Here is a 17,549-nt window from a genome sequence, read left to right on the forward strand (position 1 = left end):
GAGATTGTGTGCCTCGCTCAGCAGTTGGAGGCGCACTCCATAAGCCAGTCGATCAATACCTGTAACCTTTTCGGCATCGGGTCGTGATGCGGGTACACCAGGAAGTAACCGTAGCTTGAAGCATCCACAAAGTCGCCGAACGGCAGAACCAGCTCACCTCGCGCAATACGCTCTCTGACCAGTTGCTCCCGGCCAATGGCAATGCCGGCGTGATTCAGCGCAGCGAGCGTGCACAGGTCTGAACGATCGAATGTGAGGAATCGGCGTGGGAGTTCAATGCCGGCACCTTTACTGCTGGCCCAGAGCTGCCACTCTGCATCGAATGCGGCGTTGTCCCAGGCCGCAACGTCATGCAAGGCGGTGCACTGCTCTACCTGGTGCGGGTCACCTGCCAATGCATGGGTTTCTGCGTAATGGGGCGAGCACACCGGGGCGATCCGCTCGTTCATCAGGTGGATGCTCTGCAACCCGGGATGGTGGCCATCCGAGTAGCAGAGGACCAGGTCGATCTTGCGTGTGCGGTAGTCGATGCTCTCGTTACCGACCCTGATATCCAGCTGGATATCAGGGTAGCGGGCGCTGAACTGAGCGAGCCGCGGCACCAGCCAGCACTGTGCTACGGACGGGCGTACATACAAGGTCAGTTGGCCAGCGACCTCGGCGTGGGCGCGCTCCTGCACGGCCTCGCCGAGGTCGTCCATGGTCCGCTGCATCACGGTGAACAGGCGCTCGCCGTCTTCGGTGAGGCTGACCTTGCGCGGCATGCGGTGAAACAGCTTGAACCCCAGCTCATCTTCCAGACGGTTGATGCGATGGCTTACGGCACTGGCGGTCAGGCACAGCTCATCGGCTGCGCGAGCGAAGCTCAGGTGCCGTGCGGCCACCAGAAACACATGCAGGCTGCCCAGGTGCGAGCCGTTGAGTTTCACTGGGGTACCGCTGCCGGGCCTGTTCATTGAAGGCTTCGTCCTTTCGCCAGGTAGGCGTTGAACTCATCGTCCGGCACCATGCTGCCACCCGTTCCCCAGACCAGGTGGGTAGCCTGGCGCAGTTGCGCCGGGGTGTAGCCCAGGCGAGCCAGATAGTCGCTGGCCTGCAGTACCCGAGCCATGCCGGGTACGCCGGCCAGCGCAGAGGGTTCCAGCTTGACCTTGTCCTGTTCGAAGGCAATCACCATCAGCCGGTACAGTTCTTCGTCGGTCACGGTGTAGTAGCCATCGATCAGCCGCTGCATGGCTTTGCCGACGAACCCGGAGGGTCGTCCGACCGCCAGGCCGTCGGCGGCGGTGATGTTGTCGATGCCAAAGTCTTGCACGCTGGTTTCGTCGTGCAGGCCGGTGTACACCCCCAGCAGCATGCACGGCGAGTGGGTAGGCTCGGCGAACACGCAGTGCACGGCATCGCCGAATACCAGCTTCAAGCCGAAGGCGACGCCGCCAGGGCCGCCGCCAACACCGCAGGGCAGGTAGACGAACAGTGGGTGATCGGCGTCCACCTTGATGCCGGCCTGGTCGAATTGTCGAGCCAGGCGCTCGGCGGCGACGGCATAGCCCAGAAACAGTTGTGGGGAGTTCTCGTCGTCAACGAAATAGCAGCTGGGGTCGGACGCTGCCTGCTGGCGGCCTTGCTCGACGGCAACGCTATAGTCCGACGCGTGTTCAACCACCGTGACACCGTTGGCGCGCAGCTTGTCCTTTTTCCACTGCCTGGCGTCGGATGACATGTGCACACTCACCTGGAAGCCCAGCTTCGCGCTCATGATGCCGATCGACAAGCCCAGGTTACCGGTCGAACCCACGGCGATCTTGTACTGGCTGAAGAACGCGCGCGCCTGCTCGCTGGCCAGCAGGGCATAGTCCTCGGCGGGCGTGATCAGGCCGGCTGCCAAGGCCAGGTCTTCAGCGTGCTTGAGCACCTCGTGGATGCCGCCACGGGCCTTGATCGAGCCTGAAATGGGCAGGTCACTGTCGGCCTTGAGCCACAGGCTACCCACGTTCTGCAGTGATCCTTGTTCGACAAGCTGTTGGCGAAGCTGCGGCAGCGGGGCGATGTGCGACTCGATAACCCCGCCGGCACCCGCCGTTTCGGGGAACACGTTGGCGAGGTAGGGCGCGAACCTCTGCAGCCGCTCACTCGTAGCCTGCACATCTGCAGCGGTCAGGCCCACGTCGCTCAGCGCGTCTGACGCCTTGGCAATACCCGGGTTGAACCAGCTGGTTTCTTTCAGGGCGACCAGGTCGGCGATGATCGGGTGGCTTTGTTGCCAGGCTTGTAGGGTTTTTCCGTGAATCATGATTTCACCTGTAGCGCAGTCTTTGCACAGTAGATCAGACAATTTTCGAAAGCAGCAGGGTCAGGCACAAGGCAATCACCGAGGCCAGCACGGTCGCTGCGGTAAATTTTTTCAGCGCATCGCTCAGCGACAGGCCGAGGTATTCCTTCACGACCCAGAACGCCGAGTCGGTAATGTGCGTCCAGCCAATGGCCCCGGCACCGATGGCGATCACCAGGATTTCCCGGTTGTATTCGGGGTGTTGGCCCAGCATCGGCAGCACCATGCCGGCCGCGCTGATCATGGCCACCGTGGCCGAACCGACCGCAAAGTGCATGATCCCGGCGATCAGCCAGGCGAGGATGATCGGGTTGAGCTGGGTCTGGTTGAGCACGTCAGCCAGTGCCTTGCCGATGCCGCTGCCCACCAACATGTCGTTGAAGGCGCCGCCGGCTCCGATGATCAGCAAAATGCCGGCCAGGGGCGGGAAGCAGCGCTGGGTCAGGTTGAGCAACTGCGCCATGTCCAGACCACGACGCAGGCCCAGCGCCCAGTAGGCAAACACCACCGACAGCGCCAAAGCGATCAGCGGATTGCCAATGAAGGCAACCCATTCGTAGAGCGAGGTGCCTTTGGCCAGCACGGTGACTGCCAAGGTCTTGCCGACCATCAGCAGCAGCGGCAGCAGCACCGTGGCCAGGGTGATGCCGAAGGAGGGTAGCGGTTGGTCGTCGGCCTGGGGCTCGCTGCGTGCGGCAAGGAAGGCCTGTTGCGCTGGCGTCGCGCCACGGTTGCAGGCAAAGCGTACCCAGATAGGGCCGGCGATGATGGCGGTGGGCAGGCCAACGATCAGGCCGTAGAGGATAACCGTGCCGATATCGGCATTGAGCATGCCGGTAATGGCCGTGGCAGCCGGGTGCGGCGGCAGGATGCAGTGCACCACCATCAGCGAGGTAGCCAGCGGCACGCCGAGGTACAGCATGCTGATGCGGGTTTGCCGGGCGACCACGTAGATCAGCGGAATCAGCAACACGAAGCCGACTTCGAAGAACACCGGGATGCCGGCGATGAAGCCCACCAGCATCATGGCCCATGACGCATTGCGTTCGCCCAGCAGGTTCAGCAGCGTGGTGGCGATGCGTTTGGCCCCGCCTGATTCTTCCAGCAGTTTGCCGAGGATACTGCCCAGGCCGATAATGCCGGCGAGAAAGCCCAGCGTGCTGCCCATGCCCTTTTCGAACGCGGCAACCATGGCCGTTGGCGGCATGCCGGTGCCGATACCGACCACCAGGCTTGCCGCCAGCAGGGCGAGGAAGGGGTGGACCTTGAGCTTGCTGATCATCACCACGATCAGGAGTATCGCGGTGCCCAGGACGATTAACGAGAACGTTGGAGTCATCTTGTAGTTATCTCTGTCGCTGATCGCTTCCGTGCGAGCTTCTTGTTGGTTTCCAACCATTAGATTTCAGCGATTTGATCGACTCAAACGATCACTTCTCAAGGCACAGGTGAACTCAAGTCACCCATGGCATCAAGTTGGCATTCAGGCTGTGTGCTAGAAGAGGTACAGGAGAGGTGTTGGCGCGGAAGGTCGAGCAGAGGCGGGGCGTAGCGGCTATTCACCGATAGCGGCCTGGTGGCCGCTGGTGTCAACAGGTTGGGCTGCTACAGCAGATCTTCGTTGTAGCAGCCCGCCTGTCAGTGATGCGATCTTTGCGGGGCAGGGCAGGTGTCGCGGATCACTTGATCAGCGGCACACCACTGAGTTTCTGCAGCTCGTCGAAGTCGATGTCGGCGCAGATCTCTACCACTTTCAGGCCATCGGCGGTCACTTCCAGCACGGCCAGGTCGGTGTAGATACGGCTGACGCAGCCGATGCCGGTCAGCGGGTAGGTGCACTCGGGCACCAGCTTGCTTTCGCCGGACTTGGTCAGGTGGTCCATCATCACGAACACCTGGCGGGCGCCGGTGGCCAGGTCCATCGCGCCGCCCACGGCGGGGATCGAACCTTCGGCGCCGGTGTGCCAGTTGGCCAGGTCGCCCTTGACCGACACCTGGAAGGCGCCCAGCACGGCGATGTCCAGGTGGCCGCCACGCATCATCGAGAACGAGTCGGCGTGGTGGAAATAGGCACCCCCGGTGAGCAGGGTCACGTGCTGCTTGCCGGCGTTGATCAGGTCATCGTCTTCCTCGCCCGGCGCCGGGCTTGGGCCCATGCCCAGCAGGCCGTTCTCGCTGTGCAGGAACACTTCCTTGTCGCCCAGGTAGTTGGCCACCAGGGTCGGGGCGCCGATGCCCAGGTTGACGTACGCGCCTTCCTGGATGTCCGCGGCCACGCGCTGGGCCATCTCGGTGCGGGAGAGCTTTTTGGTGATGGTCATGGCAGGCCTCAGACAGCGTTGGCGATCGAAGAAGCGGCAGCGCCGGAAACGGCGACCACGCGCTGGACGAAAATACCCGGGGTGATGATGTGTTCCGGGTCCAGTTCACCGAGCTCGACGATCTGGTCGACCTGGGCGATGGCGGTCTTGGCGGCCATGGCCATGATCGGGCCGAAGTTGCGGGCGGCCTTGCGGTAGGTCAGGTTGCCCCAACGGTCACCCTTGTGCGCCTTGATCAGCGCGAAGTCGGCGTGCAGCGGCATTTCCAGCACGTACTGGCGGCCGTCGATCTCACGGGTTTCCTTGCCTTCGGCCAGCAGGGTGCCGTAGCCGGTCGGCGAGAAGAACGCACCGATGCCCGAACCCGCTGCGCGGATACGCTCGGCCAGGTTGCCTTGCGGTACCACTTCCAGCTCGATCTTGCCGGCACGGTACAGTTCGTCGAACACGTAGGAGTCGGACTGGCGCGGGAAGGAGCAGATGACCTTGCGCACGCTGCCGGCCATCAGCAGAGCGGCCAGGCCGATCTCGCCGTTGCCGGCGTTGTTGCTGATGATGGTCAGGTCGCGGGCACCGGTGGCGATCAGGCCATCGATGAGTTCGGACGGCATCCCGGCGGTGCCGAAGCCACCGACCATGATGGTCGAACCGTCGGTAATCCCTTCCACCGCGCTGGCGATGGACTCAAACGTTTTATTGATCACAGCGAGCTCCTGGTTCTTCCTGGAGTATGGATTGTCGACCTGGCCGCGTGCTGACGCGGTGGGGCCATTCAGCGCTTGGCGTTGTGTGCTGACTTGCCTATAGCGTGCCGCAATACCGTGCAACAGTAGAGAGGGTGGAGAGGAATTTGTGCGATTACCGAACAGTTGTGCGATTTCTGAGCGGCTCGGATCCGGTGCATTCACTCGGATGCAAACGACGGTCGTTCGGCGAACCAGGCCACCGCCAGCGCCTTGAACGCCTCAGCCGAAGGCGTCAGCGGGTAGCGTTGATCATGCGCCAGGACGATGCTGTGGGTGGGCAGGTTCTCTTCGGTGGGCCGACACACCAGCGCTTGTCCATCGTAACTACGGTCACCAAATGGCCGGGTATAGATCAGCGCCACGCCAAACCCGTTGGCGACCAGGCTGCGCTGCAGCTCGAAGGTGCGCACACGGTGCACAACGGCGGGTGACAGGTCGTAAAAGCTGAACAGGTCCAGCACATGCTGCCAGCTTTGCGCCTGATCGGTGACGACCAGGGTGTATTCGCAGAGTGCTTTGAGGCTGACCCGTGGCTGCTTGGCCAAAGGGTGATCGGCCGCCAACAGTACCTGAGCGGTCAACTGGCACAGCTGCGTGCATTGAGTGTTCGGTGGCAACCCCAGGTCGTAGGTGATCGCCAGCTCTATCGCCCCTTCACTGAGCCGCTTGCCCACATAGTCGAAGCTGCCATCACGCATGTCGACCGTGACCCTCGGGCAGGACTCCTGCATCCGCCGCACGATTTGTGGCAGGCAATAGGGCGCCAGGTCTTCAAAGCATCCGACTACCAACTCGCCGACGCACTCGCCTGCAGTGGCATTGATCTCGGCGAAGGTCTGAGCCTCTGCCAGCACGCGACGGGCCTGGGCCATGACGGTACGACCGAATGGGGTCAGCGAGATGCCCAGGCCCCGTTGGCGTATGAAAATCGATTGCCCCAGCACCGCCTCCAGTTCGGTGATCGCTGCCGAGATCGAGGGTTGTGAAACATGAAGCTCCATGGCCGCAGTGGTCAGGTTTCCGTGCTTGGCCGCTGCGAGCGCATAGCGCAGTTGTCGCAGTGTGAACTTCATAGGTTTTTCCTTTGTGATGCATCAGGACTTATTATTTTATCCTTTTTTTACATTGTGAAATATTTCTCCCACGCAGTGCTCACCAAGGCAAGGCACGTCAGCCATTCTGGCGTCCCTCTTTGGGCCGGATGCCCTCCAATACTGCAATCATTGTTCTTGTTTGGGAGCGTCACAATGACAATTACAAAGGCTCTGCTGACCACGACACTTTCTTTCGGGCTGCTGGCGTCGGCTGGCGCCAGCCAGGCGGCCAGCTGGTGCGAATCTGGCAAGCCGGTGAAATTCGCCGGTTTGAACTGGGAAAGCGGGATGCTGCTCACCGACGTGATGCAGTTCGTGCTGAAAAACGGTTACGGCTGCGATACCGATAGCCTGCCGGGTAACTCCATCTCCATGGAAAACGCCCTGAGCAGCAACGATATCCAGGTGTTTGCCGAAGAGTGGGTGGGGCGCAGCGAGGTCTGGAACAAGGCTGCGGCTGCCGGCAAGGTCGTCGGCGTCGGCGCGCCGGTCGTGGGTGCGGTCGAAGGCTGGTATGTGCCGCGTTATGTGATCGAAGGCGATGCCAAGCGCAAACTCGAAGCCAAGGCACCGAACCTCAAGCGCATCGCCGATCTGGGGCAATACGCCCAGGTCTTCAAGGACCCGGAAGAACCGGACAAAGGGCGCTTCTACAATTGCCCGGCCGGCTGGACCTGCGAGCTGGACAACAGCCAGATGCTCAAGCAGTACGGCCTGGAAAACAGCTATACCAACTTCCGCCCGGGCACCGGCCCGGCGTTGGATGCCGCCGTGCTGTCGAGCTACAAGCGTGGCGAGCCGATCCTCTTCTACTACTGGTCGCCGACGCCGCTGATGGGCCAGGCCGACCTGGTCAAGCTGGACGAGCAGCCCGGCGTGGATAAATCCGTGACCATCAAGGTGGGTGTGTCGAAGGCCTTCCACGAGCAGGCGCCGGAACTGGTGGCGGTGCTGGAAAAGGTCAATCTGCCGATCGACTTGCTGAACCAGAACCTCGCGCGCATGAGCAAAGAGCGTATCGAGTCGCCGGAGCTGGCCAGGTTGTTCCTCAAGGAGCACCCCGAAGTCTGGCACAGCTGGGTCAGCGAAGACGCAGCCAAAAAGGTAGACGCGGCACTCTGAACTTGTGGGTTTATCCGGCGGTTTTGCCGGATAGACCCACGACGGTCCGCTCCATGCACTTGCTCGAGACAATTCCATGTTTCCCAAGAACTTCACGTTTTCCATTGCCGACTGGGTCAATGGCTGGGTCGATGCGCTGGTAAGCAACTACGGTGATGTGTTCCGGCACGTCTCCGACACCCTGTTGTGGGCCATCGTCAACCTCGAAGGCCTGCTGCGCGCAACCCCCTGGTGGCTGGTGCTGGCCATCGTCGCCGGTATTACCTGGCACGCTACCCGCAAGGTCGTGACCACTGCGGTGATCGTCGGTTTGCTGTTCCTGGTCGGTGCAGTAGGCCTCTGGGACAAGCTGATGCAGACCCTGGCGTTGATGCTGGTGGCCACGCTGATCTCGGTCCTGGTTGGCATACCACTGGGTATCCTGTCGGCGCGCAATGACCGCCTGCGGGCGGTGTTGATGCCGCTGCTCGACATCATGCAGACCATGCCCAGCTTCGTGTACCTGATTCCGGTGCTGATGCTGTTCGGCCTGGGCAAGGTGCCGGCGATCTTTGCCACCGTCATCTATGCCGCCCCACCCCTGATTCGCCTGACCGACCTGGGCATTCGCCAGGTGGATGGCGAGGTCATGGAGGCGATCAATGCCTTTGGCGCCAATCGCCTGCAACAGTTGTTCGGCGTGCAGCTGCCACTGGCGTTGCCGAGCATCATGGCCGGTATCAACCAGACCACCATGATGGCCCTGTCGATGGTGGTCATCGCCTCGATGATCGGTGCCCGTGGCCTGGGTGAAGACGTCCTGGTCGGCATCCAGACCCTGAACGTGGGCCGCGGCCTCGAAGCAGGCCTGGCCATTGTGATTCTGGCGGTCGTGATCGACCGCATTACCCAGGCCTATGGCCGGCCGCGGCATGGGGTGGGCAAATGAGCGCCAAGCAGATGATGAACAAGATCGAAGTCAAGAACGTCTTCAAGATTTTCGGTGCGCGCGCCGAAGAGGCCCTGAAGCTGATCCGCCAGCAAAAAGCCAAGGATCAGGTGCTCGCCGAGACCGGCTGCGTGGTCGGGGTCAACGACCTTTCGTTGTCCATCGGCAGCGGTGAGATCTTCGTGATCATGGGGCTGTCGGGCTCGGGCAAGTCGACCCTGGTGCGCCACTTCAACCGCCTGATCGACCCCACCAGCGGTGAGATCCTGGTCGATGGCGAGGACATCCTGCATTACGACATGCAGGCCCTGCGCGAATTCCGCCGGCACAAGATCAGCATGGTGTTCCAGAGCTTCGGCCTGTTGCCGCACCGCACCGTGCTGGACAACGTCGCCTATGGCCTGAAAGTCCGTGGCGAGAGCAAGGCCACGTGCAGCGAGCGGGCCCTGCACTGGATCAACACCGTGGGCCTCAAGGGTTACGAAAAATCGTACCCGCACCAGTTGTCGGGCGGCATGCGCCAGCGCGTCGGCCTGGCCCGTGCCCTGGCCGCCGACACCGACATCATCCTGATGGACGAAGCCTTCAGCGCGCTCGACCCGCTGATTCGCGCCGAAATGCAGGACCAGCTGCTGGAGCTGCAAAAGACCCTGCACAAGACCATCGTGTTCATCACCCACGACCTCGATGAAGCGGTGCGTATTGGCAACCGGATTGCCATCCTCAAGGACGGTCGCCTGATCCAGGTCGGCACGCCAAAGGAAATCCTCTACCAGCCTGCAGACGACTACGTTGATCGTTTCGTGCAGCGCCGCGTAGCTTCGCTTTAAGGAACCGCGTGTATGTCGTTTGCCGAAAAAATCATCATCGCCGATGCGCCCGTTCGCTGGCAGGACGTGGTCGCCGTGGCGCGGCATGGGGCCAAGCTTGAGCTGGCCCCATCGGCCTGGGCGCGGATCGACAACGCCCAGGCGATTGTCCAGCGCATCGTTGCCAGCGGTGAGCGCGCCTATGGCGTCAACACCGGGCTTGGCGCCTTGTGCAATGTCTCGCTGCAGGACGAGCAACTCAGCCAGCTGTCGCGCAACACCTTGCTCAGCCATGCCTGTGGCGTGGGTGCCGCGCTGTCGGACGAGCAGACCCGGGCGATCATGTGCGCGGCGGTCATCAATTTCAGCCAGGGCCGTTCCGGCTTGCAGCGCAAGGTAGTCGAGGCGCTGCTGAGCCTGCTCAACCAGCACATCACCCCGCAGGTGCCGAAACAGGGGTCGGTGGGGTACCTGACCCACATGGCACACATCAGCATCAGCTTGCTGGGCGTGGGCCAGGTCAGTTATCGCGGCCAGATCGTGCCGGCGCAGCAAGCCTTGGCCGAGGTCGGCCTGGCGCCGGTCAAGCTCGGCGCCAAGGATGGCCTGTGCCTGGTCAACGGTACCCCGTGCATGACCGGCCTGAGTTGCCTTTCCCTGGACGATGCCACGCGCTTGAGCCAATGGGCGGACGTGATCGGTGCCATGAGTTTCGAAGCCCTGCGCGGCCAGCTCGATGCCTTCGACGCGGAAATCATCGCGCTGAAGCCGCACCCCGGCATGCAGCGAGTGGGCAGTAACCTGCGCCGCTTGCTCGACGGCAGCGAAGTCATTGCCAGCAGCCATGGCATTCGCACCCAGGACGCCTTGAGCATTCGTTCGATTCCGCAGGTTCATGGCGCCGCCCGCGATCAGCTGGCACACGCTGCGCGGCAGATCGAAACCGAACTCAACTCCACCACTGACAACCCGATGTTGCTGGGTACCCCCGAGGCGTATCGGGTGGTTTCCCAGGCGAATCCGCACGGCCAGTCGGTGGCCATGGCGGCCGACTTGCTGGCCATCGCGGTGGCCGAGATCGGGGCGATTGCCGAGCGCCGTCTCGACCGCCTGATCAACCCGTTGGTCAGCGGCTTGCCGGCCTTTCTGGTCAGCCAGCCGGGGGTGAATTCGGGGATGATGATTGTCCAGTATGTGGCCGCTTCACTGTGTGCGGAGAACCGTCAGCTGGCGCAACCGGCAGTCATCGACAACTACGTCACCTCCGGGTTGCAGGAGGATCACCTGAGCATGGGCACCAATGCCGGGTTGAAGCTGCACCGCGCCCTGGAGAACTGCACGCAGATCCTCGCCATCGAATACCTGTTGGCGGCCCAGGCGTTCGAGTTCCTCAAGGAGCAGCGCTTTGGCGCAGGGACCGACGTTGCCTGGCGGTTGTTGCGCGAACGGGTCCCGGCCTATGCCCAGGACCGTTGGCTGGCCCCGGATATTGTCAGCAGCGCAGCGCTCTTGAAGGATCCTGGGCTGCTGGGTGCTGCGTTTCCTGGGTTGTTATGACGTGACATCGGCTGCGCCTGTGAGATCGAGCGCCGCCCGCGCGGCGCTCGATCTCACAGGCGCCACAAACCTCTCGGCGTACGCCTTGTAGCATTGATAAAACCGATAGCTTCTATGTCGCAAGTATCAGTTCCATCAAAGAAAATGTGACCCACGACGCAATCACATGATGGAATCTGCCATGAAAAAAGCCTCTTTCACCGAACGCATGGTCCATGCCGTCGGCTATGAAATCTTCGCTGTGCTGCTGTGCGCCCCCTTGCTCTCGTGGATCATGGGCAAGTCGCTGGCCACGGCCGGTACCCTGGCGGTCACCCTGTCGGTGATCGCGATGATCTGGAACATGCTCTACAACGCGCTGGTCGACCGTTTCGTCGCCACCCCGCGCATCCAGTGGAAAGCGCTGACGCGCTTCACACATGGCCTGGGCTTCGAGGCGGGGCTGGTGGTCTGGTGCCTGCCGGTGGCGGCCTGGATGCTGGAGATCTCGCTGCTGCAGGCGTTCATGGTCGAGCTGGGCTTCTTCGTGATCATCCTGCCCTACACCGTGGTGTACAACTGGGCGTTCGACCGGGCCCGGCACTTCATCCTGCAGCGCCGGGCCATGGCCTGAGGCCTCAGAAGTGCTTGCTGACAGCGGCGACCACTGTGGCGCTGCAGACATCGTCGAAGCCATAGCTGCTGGCGCATTCGGCCTGCGACAGGTTGGTGTCCATGTAGCTGAGGCGCCAGGTGAGCCCGAGCAATTCGCGGGTGAACCTGGCTTCCCATTCACTGTAGGCATCGCGCGACTGGCCGCTCTGTGACCAGTAACTCGGGTCCTTGAAGTCGACGCGGCCGTAGCGCAGCTCCAGGCCGACCTCCAGCGGCAGCACCGTGTGGTAGCCCACGAAGGTGTAGAGGCTGTCCTGATCCTTGCCGTACTGGGTGGTGGCATCGTTGGCATAGTACGCCGCGAGCTTGAAACCCTGCACATCGAGGATGGCGTAGAGTTCGGACAGGTTGTATCGGCTCTCCTTGGGGTAGGTGTACCTGAGATAGCCCAGGTCCAGGTTGACCTGCTCAGCAATCTGCCAGGCCCAGCCACCGTAGTAGTCCACCTCCTGGCGGGTCTTGCTGCCAAAGCCGAAATCGACATTCGAGGTCCAGGCGCCCATATACAGGCCGCTGGCATGGCTGAGCATGACGTCAGCCTGCGCGGCCGGGGCGCCCTGGGTTTGCGAGATGCCGCGGCTGCGGTAGTCACTGACGGCGGCCAGGTCGATGTCGACCGCGAAGTCATCGTTGATCGGCAAGGCGATGGCGGCGGGGGCGAGCGCGGCGCAGCCGAGTGCGCACACGGCGGCCAGGGTAGCGTGCTTCATGGTCATCCCTATCTTGTGTTGTGGTTGTTGTGGCAGATAGAAAAGGCGGCATGCCTGGGCTGGCATGCCGTGCAGGTAACAAGAGGCGCAGCGGTTTACCTGGCGTAGACCTGGCGGCCGCCAAAGTAGGTGGCCAGCACCTGGGTCTCACCCAGTTGCTGGTCGTTCACCGCGAGCACGTCACGGTCGAGGATGACGAAGTCGGCCTGCTTGCCCGCGCTCAGCGTGCCGATCTGCTGCTCCAGGCCCAGGGCCTTGGCGGCGTTGGCGGTGTAGGCATACAGCATGGTCTGGCGGTCGAGGCGTTCATCGGCATTGAGCACGCCTTGCTTGCCTTTGCGCGTTGACGCCTGGGCGATGGCCTGCCAGGGGCTGGGTGACGACACCGGCCAGTCGCTGGCGCCGGCGATGGTTGCGCCATTTTTCTGCAGCGAATGGGCCGGATATTGGTAACGGAACGCCGTTGCGTCGACGTAGGGCTTGACCATGTCGACGGTGTAGTCGTCGCCGGCGGCCCACAGCAGTTGCATGGATGCAATCACGTCGAGCGCCTTGAAACGGGCGAAGTCCTGCGGGTTGACCAGTTGCAGGTGGGTAATCGAATGGTGGATGCCGCTGTTGCCGGCCTTGCGCGCCTGCTCGACGCCGTTGAGTGCCTCGCGCACCGCACGGTCGCCGATGGCGTGGATGTGCACCAGCCAGCCGCGCTGGTCGGCGGCGCTGACCAGCTCGCCGAAATGTTGCGGGTCGATCAGCAGTTCGCCCGGTTTATGGGTGTTGTGGTAGGGCTTGAGCAAGGCGGCCGATTGCGCAGGGTATTCGAGCACGCCGTCGGCGAACACCTTGATGCCCGGCAGGGTCAGGTTCGGTACGCCGGCGAACTGCTTGCGCACGTTGTCGATGGTCTGCAGGTCGGCGGGGGTGCTTTTCGGGTTGACCACCAGCAGTGCGGCGACATGCGCGTTCAGGCCGCCTTGCTCGGCGAGGGCCTTGTAGGCGGGCAGCACGCCCACGGTCTGGTCGGTGGGCTTGATGGCGAAGATCGCCTCGCCGGGCATGCTGTTGGCGGCCGGGTCCATCCAGGCCGTGATGCCCAGGCTGTTGTTGAACTGCACCGCGGCCTGGGCACCCTTGAGCAGGGTGGCGGCATCGGCCTTTGGCAGTACGCTGGCGACCCGGTCCCAGCCGGCGTCGACCAGGAAGCCACTGGGCTGGCCATCGTCGAAGCTACCGATGGTGTCTTGTTCCTGCTTGCTCAGGGTGGCCAGCAGCGCCTTGTCAATACCGGCGCGTTTGAGCATGGCCTGGTTGGCCCAGGCAGTGTGGTAGTCCTCGCCGATGAACACGATGGGCGTGGTGGCCCACTCGCCTTGGCTGAAGCGCTCATTCAGCGCCTTGGCCTGGGCCCAGTAATTCGAGCTGACGCCGAGGACTTGCAGCACATCACCATGGCGCGCGCGCCCGTCGTCGCGCCAGGCGCGCAGGCGGGTTTCGAACTCATCCAGCGCTATCGCTTCGCCGCCCATGTCGGCGCCACTCAGTTGCAGGCCGCCGAAGATGGCGTGGGAGTGGGTATCGATCAAGCCTGGCGTGACACGCTTGCCTTGCAGGTCGATCACCTGGGTCTTTGGGTCAGCGAGGGCCCGCGCCTGGGCGTCAGAGCCCACGGCGACGATCTTGCCGCCTTCGATAGCGATGGCCTGCGCCTGCGGGTTGCTGCGGTCGGCGGTGAAGATCTTGCCGTTCACCAGCACCAGGTCGGCAGCGGCCAATACGTGCCCCGAGGCAAAAGCCACGGCCAACGCCAGCAAACCAGGTAGACATCTCGACATGTGTAGCCTCTTGTATTTATTGGTGTGAGGCGAGCCTACCCAGCGCAGGCTTAGCATAGAATCGCCAGAACGCTAAAAAGCCTTTTGCCATTCAGGAAAAACCGCATGGACACCTTGGGTGCGATTTCGATGTTCGTCGCGACGGCCGAGCACGGCAGCTTCAGCCGTGCGGCCGAGGCACTGGGCAAGACGCCTTCGGCCCTGACCAAGGCGGTCACGCACCTGGAGCGCGAGCTGGGCAGCCAGCTGTTCGAGCGCAGCACGCGGCGTATCGTGCTGACCGAAGCGGGCCGGCTGTACCTGGAAACCGCCCGCCAGGTGTTGAAAAGCCTGCACGAGGCCGGTGAAGAGATCAGCCAGCTGCAGGGGGTGTCCGGCACCTTGCGCCTGACCGCACCACTTGCTTTTGGCCGGGCGTTCCTGGCCGACGCCTGTGCCGGCTTCATGCGCGACTACCCGCAGATCCAGCTGCGGGTGGAGTTGTCCGACGCCTTTGTCGACCTGATCGAAGCCGGTTATGACCTGGCGTTGCGCGAAGGGCACAGCGACCTGCCGGGCCTGATTGCCCGGGTCATCGGCAAGAACCGCATCTTTCTCTGTGCCAGCCCCGGCTACCTCGAACGCAACCCGCTGCCGGTGACGGCGCACAGCATTGGCCAGCACCAATGGCTCAAGTACATTCACCCGGCGCTGGATGCCAAGTTCTGGTGGATGCAGTGCGACGGCGTGCGCATGCGCCTGCCGTATCCGCAGAAGGCGCGGCTGGAAAGCGACAACTACGACTTGCTGCTGCGCAACGCGCTGGCAGGGCACGGCATCCTGCATACCCCGGAGTGGAGCGTGCGCCGTTACCTGCAGGAGGGGCGATTGGTGCGGGTGTTGGAGCACTGCGTGATCGAACCGGATGCATTCGGTGAAGACATCCTGGCGGTCTACCCCAGCCACCGGCGCGCCAGCGGCAAGGTGCTGGCATTCATCGACTACCTGCAGGGCTATTTGCAGCGGTTGTGAGGTGCAGGCTTGCGTAGGGCTTGGGTTGTGCGGAGTTTTTGAGATCGAGCGCCGCGCGGCCGGCGCTCGATGTCACAGCCGCAACAAGGGTGACGACAAACACTCACGTCCCCACCCCAGCCTGTGAGAGGATGTCCATCCCCCGAGCCAGGACCCCGAACGCAGCCTGATGAAGACACCAAAACGAATCGAACCACTGATCGAAGACGGCCTGGTCGACGAAGTACTGCGGCCATTGATGAGCGGCAAGGAAGCGGCCGTCTACGTGGTGCGCTGCGGTGCCCAGGTACGCTGCGCCAAGGTCTACAAAGAGGCCAACAAGCGCAGCTTCCGCCAGGCCGCCGAATACCAGGAGGGCCGCAAGGTCCGCAACAGCCGCCAGGCCCGGGCCATGGCCAAGGGCAGCAAGTACGGCCGCAAAGAGGCCGAAGACGCCTGGCAGAACGCCGAAGTGGCGGCGCTGTTCCGCCTGGCCCATGCCGGTGTGCGGGTGCCCAAGCCGTACGACTTCCAGGACGGCGTGCTGCTGATGGAACTGGTGACCGACGCCGACGGCGATGCCGCGCCACGCCTGAACGACGTGCACCTCGAGGCCGAAGAGGCCCGTGAGTACCATGCCTTCGTCATCCGCCAGATCGTGCTGATGCTCTGCGCCGGCCTGGTGCATGGCGACCTGTCCGAATTCAACGTGCTGCTTGGCCCTGACGGCCCGGTGATCATCGACCTGCCACAGGCGGTGGATGCGGCGGGCAACAACCATGCGTTCAGCATGCTGCAGCGGGACGTGGCGAACATGGCGCATTACTTCGGGCGCTTCGCCCCGGAGCTCAAGGCCACCCGCTACGCCGATGAAATGTGGGCGTTGTACGAAGCCGGCGAACTGCGCCCGGACAGCCCGCTGAGCGGGCAGTTCGAGGAGGACGACGAGGCGGCCGACGTAGCCGGGGTGATGCGCGAGATCGACGCCACCCTGCGCGATGAAGCCCGCCGCCGTGCGGCGCGGGATGAGGCTGAACATGGGCCGGCCAAGGCTGAAGAGCCGACGCCGCCCTGGATGCAATGACGGCCTGAGCGCAGCGGCTCTGCAGAGCAGATCGCCTTGTTTGGGGCTCCACCTTTCTCTGGGTAGGGTGGGGCTCTGAAGGCACTGGCATGTCACTGAACTGAGTGCCAGTAATAACGGCTTCAAAGTTAATATCCCTGCATATATTCCTACTTTGCAGGTAATAAATTCCTACGCATAAATTCCCTATTCTCGGAAACCTCCTACAGGATAAGTCTGGCCTGTGTAGGGCTATTATCCTATTGCCAAGCGCTATTATCTGCCCTTGTTCAAGCCCGCATGGGGTGGGCAGGTGTCCGATCTGTCTGAAGTCGAACAGCTCAATCATGAGTGCGTAACTGAAGATTGGCCATTTTCAGTTGTGCAAATACTGACGGTGGTTGACGAATGCTGAAGGGTTATGCGGTTCGGTTATATTTTATGGGCTGGCAAACGCTGAGAGTCTGTGCTGGTTTGTTCTTGGCGATGCGGGTCATTTTATATGTTTGGTTGATCTATTATGCGTATACAAAACCAGCGCAATCTTATGAGCCATCTCCAGTTGTCTGCGGGAAGATGGCGGGCGAGGTGTATGAGTTCTCCCGGCTCTATTTTCCATTTTGGCCAGAATACGAAGAAGGGTTTTCAAAGGGTCCTTACTATGTAAGGAAAAATGACTGCGATATCAGTATTAAGTCAATTTTCATTGCGATGAAATGGCCGAAGTTGGAACCGGCAGAAAATCATCGGATTTATGAACGGCTTTTGGATCGGGGAGGTCTGTTGGTTGCAGTTACTCCGATTGTGGCCATTGAAAACGACCTGCGGCAATGGCGAGACCATTTACTGGAAATGCGCTCATTTGGGGAGGCGCCAAGTGTTGCATATGACAGTCAGCTAGGTCTCTATCGAAATGTGGGAAGCGATTATTCTTGGGGACGGCGAAGCAGAAGAATCTTTTGGAGCGAAGAGCTCGGGGAGGTTTCCTCTGTCACCATTTGCAATTGGCAAGCGCGGGAACCCGATTTCTATGCTTGTGAAATGGTATTTTTGATAAGCGGGACTTTGAAGGTGCAAGTTACGATGTCGCCAGAAAAATTTGTGCAATGGCACGAGGTTAGGCGTGCGCTCGAAGCGTTTCTTGTCAGTCGCAAGAAAGCTGGGTGATGTGTGGTTGATCAAGGAGGCTGCCACCCCGCAAGCAGCCAGTACCAACCTGCTTGCCGAGGCGCCCATGCAGCGCTGGGAATCGACCATTGCCGTCGCGGCATGATCCAGCTCAAGCGCCGGGCGGTACGAAGCCTGCCCACTCCCACAGGAAACAGCTTATTATTTCAGACGCAAGGCATAATCTCGTCATTCGGCCTTTTCACTGGCGCTCGACAGGCATA

General features: G+C 61.9%; 17 protein-coding genes. 9 read left to right on the forward strand and 8 right to left on the reverse strand.

The features are described 5' to 3' along the window. Positions 1–17 precede the first annotated feature (17 nt). The 6 genes from dsdC to F6X59_RS20275 all read right to left on the reverse strand — a co-directional run bounded on the left by dsdC (position 18) and on the right by F6X59_RS20275 (position 6,472). A complete protein-coding gene (gene dsdC, locus F6X59_RS20250) occupies positions 18–956 on the reverse strand; it encodes a DNA-binding transcriptional regulator DsdC (RefSeq protein WP_152957800.1) in 939 nt (312 codons plus the stop codon). Then, positions 953–2,293 (reverse strand): D-serine ammonia-lyase, encoded by a 1,341-nt coding sequence (locus F6X59_RS20255; RefSeq protein ID WP_152957801.1) that lies wholly within the window; start codon positions 2,291–2,293, stop codon positions 953–955. Before F6X59_RS20255 ends, dsdC begins: the two co-directional genes overlap by 4 nt. A gap of 34 nt (positions 2,294–2,327) precedes the next feature. Continuing rightward, positions 2,328–3,671 carry a gluconate:H+ symporter gene (locus tag F6X59_RS20260; protein ID WP_152957802.1) on the reverse strand — a complete coding sequence of 448 codons (1,344 nt, stop codon included), beginning with the start codon at positions 3,669–3,671 and terminating at the stop codon, positions 2,328–2,330. 340 nt (positions 3,672–4,011) lie between these two features. Then, a complete protein-coding gene (locus F6X59_RS20265) occupies positions 4,012–4,653 on the reverse strand; it encodes a 3-oxoacid CoA-transferase subunit B (protein ID WP_085677045.1) in 642 nt (213 codons plus the stop codon). A gap of 8 nt (positions 4,654–4,661) precedes the next feature. Continuing rightward, positions 4,662–5,357, reverse strand: coding sequence for a 3-oxoacid CoA-transferase subunit A (locus F6X59_RS20270; protein WP_027916915.1), 696 nt, complete (start codon positions 5,355–5,357; stop codon positions 4,662–4,664). A 200-nt stretch (positions 5,358–5,557) separates the two neighbouring features. Further along, positions 5,558–6,472: a LysR family transcriptional regulator gene (locus F6X59_RS20275; RefSeq protein WP_152957803.1), complete on the reverse strand. Its 915-nt coding sequence runs from the start codon at positions 6,470–6,472 to the stop codon at positions 5,558–5,560. Between the two features lie 174 nt (positions 6,473–6,646). Between F6X59_RS20275 and F6X59_RS20280 the strand changes: the two genes are divergently transcribed. From F6X59_RS20280 to F6X59_RS20300, 5 genes are all read left to right on the forward strand, one after another. Continuing rightward, positions 6,647–7,615 carry an ABC transporter substrate-binding protein gene (locus F6X59_RS20280; RefSeq protein ID WP_152957804.1) on the forward strand — a complete coding sequence of 323 codons (969 nt, stop codon included), beginning with the start codon at positions 6,647–6,649 and terminating at the stop codon, positions 7,613–7,615. A gap of 76 nt (positions 7,616–7,691) precedes the next feature. Next, entirely contained in the window at positions 7,692–8,543 is an 852-nt protein-coding gene (locus tag F6X59_RS20285; protein ID WP_152957805.1) for a proline/glycine betaine ABC transporter permease, read from the forward strand. Further along, on the forward strand, positions 8,540–9,373 hold the full coding sequence (locus tag F6X59_RS20290; protein ID WP_152957806.1) for a glycine betaine/L-proline ABC transporter ATP-binding protein: 834 nt from the start codon (positions 8,540–8,542) through the stop codon (positions 9,371–9,373). The genes F6X59_RS20285 and F6X59_RS20290 overlap by 4 nt, the downstream gene beginning before the upstream one ends. A 12-nt stretch (positions 9,374–9,385) precedes the next feature. Next, positions 9,386–10,909 carry a histidine ammonia-lyase gene (hutH, locus tag F6X59_RS20295; RefSeq protein WP_152957807.1) on the forward strand — a complete coding sequence of 508 codons (1,524 nt, stop codon included), beginning with the start codon at positions 9,386–9,388 and terminating at the stop codon, positions 10,907–10,909. Positions 10,910–11,090: 181 nt separating this feature from the next. Continuing rightward, on the forward strand, positions 11,091–11,522 hold the full coding sequence (locus F6X59_RS20300) for a multidrug/biocide efflux PACE transporter (protein WP_152957808.1): 432 nt from the start codon (positions 11,091–11,093) through the stop codon (positions 11,520–11,522). 4 nt (positions 11,523–11,526) lie between these two features. On the opposite strand, the gene F6X59_RS20305 is transcribed toward F6X59_RS20300, so the two are convergent. After that, positions 11,527–12,273, reverse strand: coding sequence for a TorF family putative porin (locus F6X59_RS20305; RefSeq protein WP_152957809.1), 747 nt, complete (start codon positions 12,271–12,273; stop codon positions 11,527–11,529). A gap of 95 nt (positions 12,274–12,368) precedes the next feature. After that, positions 12,369–14,105, reverse strand: coding sequence for an amidohydrolase (locus F6X59_RS20310; protein WP_152957810.1), 1,737 nt, complete (start codon positions 14,103–14,105; stop codon positions 12,369–12,371). 105 nt (positions 14,106–14,210) lie between these two features. Here F6X59_RS20310 and F6X59_RS20315 point away from each other — a divergent pair, with 105 nt between their 5' ends. From F6X59_RS20315 to F6X59_RS28740, 4 genes are all read left to right on the forward strand, one after another. Beyond that, entirely contained in the window at positions 14,211–15,116 is a 906-nt protein-coding gene (locus F6X59_RS20315; protein ID WP_152957811.1) for a LysR family transcriptional regulator, read from the forward strand. A 169-nt stretch (positions 15,117–15,285) separates the two neighbouring features. Then, positions 15,286–16,179: a PA4780 family RIO1-like protein kinase gene (locus F6X59_RS20320; protein ID WP_152957812.1), complete on the forward strand. Its 894-nt coding sequence runs from the start codon at positions 15,286–15,288 to the stop codon at positions 16,177–16,179. Between the two features lie 387 nt (positions 16,180–16,566). After that, entirely contained in the window at positions 16,567–17,325 is a 759-nt protein-coding gene (locus F6X59_RS20325) for a hypothetical protein (protein WP_152957813.1), read from the forward strand. Continuing rightward, positions 17,300–17,431: a hypothetical protein gene (locus F6X59_RS28740; RefSeq protein ID WP_256669381.1), complete on the forward strand. Its 132-nt coding sequence runs from the start codon at positions 17,300–17,302 to the stop codon at positions 17,429–17,431. Before F6X59_RS20325 ends, F6X59_RS28740 begins: the two co-directional genes overlap by 26 nt. The last annotated feature ends 118 nt before the right edge of the window (positions 17,432–17,549 follow it).

The organism is Pseudomonas sp. MN1F (assembly GCF_009391885.1).
GTDB lineage: Bacteria > Pseudomonadota > Gammaproteobacteria > Pseudomonadales > Pseudomonadaceae > Aquipseudomonas.

Bases quoted from the DNA above. Each gene is read 5' to 3' on its own strand.
- dsdC (WP_152957800.1), bottom strand. From the start codon at position 956: ATGAACAGGCCCGGCAGCGGTACCCCAGTGAAACTCAACGGCTCGCAC.
- F6X59_RS20255 (WP_152957801.1), bottom strand. From the start codon at position 2,293: ATGATTCACGGAAAAACCCTACAAGCCTGGCAACAAAGCCACCCGATC.
- F6X59_RS20260 (WP_152957802.1), bottom strand. From the start codon at position 3,671: ATGACTCCAACGTTCTCGTTAATCGTCCTGGGCACCGCGATACTCCTG.
- F6X59_RS20265 (WP_085677045.1), bottom strand. From the start codon at position 4,653: ATGACCATCACCAAAAAGCTCTCCCGCACCGAGATGGCCCAGCGCGTG.
- F6X59_RS20275 (WP_152957803.1), bottom strand. From the start codon at position 6,472: ATGAAGTTCACACTGCGACAACTGCGCTATGCGCTCGCAGCGGCCAAG.
- F6X59_RS20280 (WP_152957804.1), top strand. From the start codon at position 6,647: ATGACAATTACAAAGGCTCTGCTGACCACGACACTTTCTTTCGGGCTG.
- F6X59_RS20285 (WP_152957805.1), top strand. From the start codon at position 7,692: ATGTTTCCCAAGAACTTCACGTTTTCCATTGCCGACTGGGTCAATGGC.
- F6X59_RS20290 (WP_152957806.1), top strand. From the start codon at position 8,540: ATGAGCGCCAAGCAGATGATGAACAAGATCGAAGTCAAGAACGTCTTC.
- hutH (WP_152957807.1), top strand. From the start codon at position 9,386: ATGTCGTTTGCCGAAAAAATCATCATCGCCGATGCGCCCGTTCGCTGG.
- F6X59_RS20300 (WP_152957808.1), top strand. From the start codon at position 11,091: ATGAAAAAAGCCTCTTTCACCGAACGCATGGTCCATGCCGTCGGCTAT.
- F6X59_RS20305 (WP_152957809.1), bottom strand. From the start codon at position 12,273: ATGAAGCACGCTACCCTGGCCGCCGTGTGCGCACTCGGCTGCGCCGCG.
- F6X59_RS20310 (WP_152957810.1), bottom strand. From the start codon at position 14,105: ATGTCGAGATGTCTACCTGGTTTGCTGGCGTTGGCCGTGGCTTTTGCC.
- F6X59_RS20315 (WP_152957811.1), top strand. From the start codon at position 14,211: ATGGACACCTTGGGTGCGATTTCGATGTTCGTCGCGACGGCCGAGCAC.
- F6X59_RS20320 (WP_152957812.1), top strand. From the start codon at position 15,286: ATGAAGACACCAAAACGAATCGAACCACTGATCGAAGACGGCCTGGTC.
- F6X59_RS20325 (WP_152957813.1), top strand. From the start codon at position 16,567: ATGCTGAAGGGTTATGCGGTTCGGTTATATTTTATGGGCTGGCAAACG.